At 41.7% G+C, this 4,155-nt stretch carries 3 protein-coding genes; all 3 read right to left on the bottom strand.

Going from position 1 to position 4,155, the window contains the following annotated elements; translation table 11 throughout:
* A partial coding sequence (locus CK510_RS27115) for an AMIN domain-containing protein (protein ID WP_158224972.1) occupies positions 1 to 1,320 on the bottom strand: 1,320 nt, incomplete at its 3' end.
* Between the two features lie 470 nt (positions 1,321 to 1,790).
* The gene (locus CK510_RS27110) at positions 1,791 to 3,158 is read right to left on the bottom strand and encodes a cation:proton antiporter (protein ID WP_095724614.1); all 1,368 of its coding nucleotides are present in this window, start codon (positions 3,156 to 3,158) and stop codon (positions 1,791 to 1,793) included.
* Positions 3,159 to 3,554: 396 nt separating this feature from the next.
* The coding region (locus CK510_RS27105; protein ID WP_245912459.1) for an SIMPL domain-containing protein at positions 3,555 to 4,155 on the bottom strand (601 nt) is incomplete at its 5' end.

The raw sequence follows: 4,155 nt of genomic DNA, 5'->3' as shown, positions 1-4,155 counted from the left end.
ACCTGGGTTTGGCTGGGTAAATATAGGTAGTGGTGGGATAATTGAAGTGTTGCGACGCAATTCTAGGGCGATAAATTGTCCGGTAATTTGATTTAATTGTCCAATTTGGACTCCTGATGCTGGTTGAAGCATGACGATAACGCTGCCCTGTTCTTTTTGCTCCTGTAGACGGATGCGAAGAAGAGGACTACCGCTATCTAATGATGGTCCACGCACGTTGGATGTTAGACGGGCATTGGGAATTGTGATGCGGAACATTCCCGATGTTCGATCCCATCCACCATTTGCGTTGAGATTGCGATCGCCACGAATAATTAGTTGGCTGCCTCCACCTGCTAGTTCTACAGATTGTATCGTGGCTGGGGAGTCATTGCGTCCGGGTGTTTGTGGTATACCGGGGAATGGTCTAGGTTGACTCGATATCGGTGAATTTGGGTTATTAGTTCCTGAATTACTTCCTGAATTACTTCCTGAGTCTCCTCTGGAAATACTGCCAAGGCTACTGGGGAGTATGACTAAACCACCACCACTACTTTTGGTGACTCCCCAATCGGAACTGTCTTTTTCTACCTGTAAGGACATTCTCACGATTGGGGTTTTGCTATCGAGTTGGGAGAAAATAACCCGATTTACGCCAAAGCGATTGACGGAAACATCTCTTTGTGAAAGGTTGGGGGATATTGACGAACTGGCAATATCTATGTTGACGGTTTTGCGATCGCGACTCCGATTAACCCTAATTAATGGGTTGCCACCAGTTGTACGGATGAAGAAACCATCTCCTGTAATTTGTAAATTTTCAACTTGGGTTGTACTTTGGGCAATATTACCAATTCTTGTTGGTACATCAGATTTTTTGTCTGGTTCTAAGGTGACAGAATTATAGGTATTTGTCACCGTATTTGCGGCAACAGGGGAACTATTCCGCTCAATTTGGGGTTTTGGTAGCTGTACTACCCATCGATTAGCTGATTTGCTCTCAAATTTAACTTGGTTAGGATCGATCGTGTAACCAGGGGTAAGTTCGATGACAATACGAGACATTTCCTCGTTCAATTGTCCAACTCGCAGCGTTCGATATGCACCAGATGCAGGTTGTGTTACTTGTCTTCGTCCAAATCGCGTTCCTGGTAAATCTATGACTAAACGTGTTGGATTAAATACAAGTTGGGCTTGGGGTTGAACTCCTGTATCGGTATTAATTTCCAGTTGATTTTGGTTTGAATCGAATCGCCAAGATTCTAGCGTTGCGGCACGACTAGGCGACGATAGCATGAAGACAGTTACAAAAGTACCAGATAGTAACCAATGTAGTTTCAAAGTTGTTTTCTCCTGATTCAATTTCATGGGAGTTGTCAATCTGAAGACAGCATTGGCAAATCCTGATGCAGTCACCCTAAAAAATACATAAACTAAACATAGCTATGCTGGAGTCATCCCATAGTGATAAATACAGCTAGTAGCGTCACATGCTAGCATAAACCTCTCAAATTTCGATGCTGCAATATGCTTTTATAATTAAGCTATGGCGATCGCATCAAAATCTTGTCTCCTTCCTGGTTACTGAGAATTACTAATACACCAATAAAGAGATAATCAGAATTACTACTCTTTAGTCAATCCCAATTCATTACAATTCCAACATTGCTCCCGTTGGCATCAGTCTCAATTTATTCAACGAACTTGTAAATAAAAAATATAATCATCAATTTATTCAATCGTATTATTCCCCAGTAGGATGGGGTTTGCCCCAGCCTACAACGATTTAGGATAATTTATTTTGGTATTCCCTAATCCTCTAAAACTGGTTTATCTGGATTAACGCTGACAAGGTTGGTATCTGAGTCTGGGAATACAAGTTTTAGCAAAGGTGGTGCTAAAAATGTCGTTAAAATTACCATCATAATAATGGCAGCTTCTAGGGGTTTAGATAAAACTCCCGTATTGGAACCAATTCCCAGGAATACTAATCCAACTTCACCACGGGGTATCATCCCCACACCAATAGCCAAACGGTTGATTTTTTCCTGCCCGAACACAGCTAGACCCGTGACAACTTTACCAATAATTGCGATCGCAACCAAGAATACAGCCATTACTAAACCTTCACGGTTGGCTGGAATCGTTGGATTTAAAACGCTTAAGTCGGTTCTAGCTCCCACAGTGACGAAGAAAATTGGTACAAGCATATCAGCAATGGGGATAACTTGCTTCTGTAATTCGTTGCGTTTGTCGTTTTCATCCAGTACTAAACCTGCGGCAAAGGAACCTAAAATGGCTTCGAGGTGGATAGCTGCGGCAATATATGCCATGACAAAGGCAAAAATAAACGCAGGTAAAATCAAGTCACCACGGGTTTTGAGTTTGCTAACAATGACAATAAAGCTTTTACTGAAGGCATTTCCGAGTGCGATCGCGCCGACTAAAAACCCCCCGGCTGCAATAATTAAATAAACGACGTTGGCAACATCGACTGCACCATCTTTGGCTAAACTCGCGACGACAGCAAGTACGATAATTCCCAAAATGTCGTCAATGACGGCAGCACCAAGAATAATTTGCCCTTCTTTGGAATTCAGCTTGCCAAGTTCCGAAAGTACCCTGGAAGTAATCCCAATACTAGTTGCCGTCAAAGCAGCACCAGCAAAAATCGCTGGAATTGCCGAAATCCCAAAAAATATCATCAACCCAGCAGTACCAGCCGCGAAGGGTACTACAACGCCAACACAAGCAACTAATACAGCTTGGATACCAACCCCCATTAAATCCTTGAGATTGGACTCTAAGCCAATTTCAAACAGTAGGATAATTACACCGATTTCTGATAGTACCGAAATTACTTCTGACTGTGCTTGAAACACGCCATTAGCTGCTTCTGGAGTTAAACCATCGCTGAATTGCAAAAACTGCATAATTAGCGAGCTTGATGCATCGACATTTTCCCCAGGAAATACGAGTAGATTTAGTGCCGAAACACCAACAATAACACCTCCAACAAGTTCACCCAAAACGGCAGGTAAACCAACACGGTTAGATAATTCTCCACCAAGTTTGCTGGCAAAGTAAATTACGACCAAACTCAACAGAACGGATGCTAAAACTAGGGAACCATCTGCTGTTTCTGTTGTAGATGCGAATAAAGGTAATGGAATAGTCATTAAGTCGAACTGGATTGCCTCTGCTAAAAACCATCTCTCTACTGTATCAAGTGGGGAGTCAGTCAGATTTGCAATTCGTGGTACTCGCAATCGTAAAACCAGGTGGTAGCAATAATTTCGGTTAAGTCTATCCTTTGGAGTGACTTGGAGATAAGTGGAGCTTAATGTCGGAGAAATATCGTACTATTTAATCTCAATAATCCCAGTAGTCTCAAAAATTTAGGTTGCAAAAAATGTAACCAACCGAAATATAGATTTAGGTAATGCCAAAGTAAGAAAATAAGACAGGTAATAAATTAAATGCTAATTACAAAAAGTAAAGGCAGAACTATTTGACTTGCTTTTACTGTTCAATAGTGTATTAGATATATCTAGTATGCTTGATATTTGCATTGGCTAACCATTTAGTTGAATGCTAACTACTTCCTTGGCTTTCAAACCGAGAGTTGTAAACACAGCATCAGCTTGTAAACGTGCGTCTTGAGTTGCCTTTTGTAAAGCTTGTTTTTGTGCTTGGGAAATTGCTTCATCAGTCGCAATAAAACTAATACCATCGATGCGAGTTGCCCCAGCTTTGACCACATCATCAAGTAAAGTCCCAGTCTTATCAGTGGTAACGCGAAAACTAACGGTATTAGTGGCACTATAACCAGTGATTTTCTGCACACTATTAGTGTAGTTATAAACTGGATTTAAATTTATTCCTGTTGTTTGAAGTTTCTCAACATTGCGTGATTTTAACAACGCAACCACAGCAGAAGAGCGACGTGCAGCTTCTTCCTGAACATTTTTGGCATCTTTACCTTGAACTTCCACACCAACATTGACTTGCGATCGCGTCGTGGGAATCGACTCTACACCCCTTCCACTCACTGTTAAAGTGCGTAATATCCGCTCTTTTTCCTGTGCTAAACTCGGTTGTACTAAACCTGCGGCAAAGGAACCTAAAATGGCTTCGAGGTGGATAGCTGCGGCAATATATGCCATGACAAAGGCA

The sequence above is a fragment of the Brunnivagina elsteri CCALA 953 genome (assembly GCF_002289455.1).
Taxonomy (GTDB): domain Bacteria; phylum Cyanobacteriota; class Cyanobacteriia; order Cyanobacteriales; family Nostocaceae; genus Brunnivagina; species Brunnivagina elsteri.
This window is presented reverse-complemented; position numbering and strand designations above follow the sequence as displayed.

What these genes read in the sequence shown, in the direction of transcription:
- CK510_RS27110 (WP_095724614.1), bottom strand. Translation starts at nt 3,158, where the DNA reads ATGACTATTCCATTACCTTTATTCGCATCTACAACAGAAACAGCAGAT.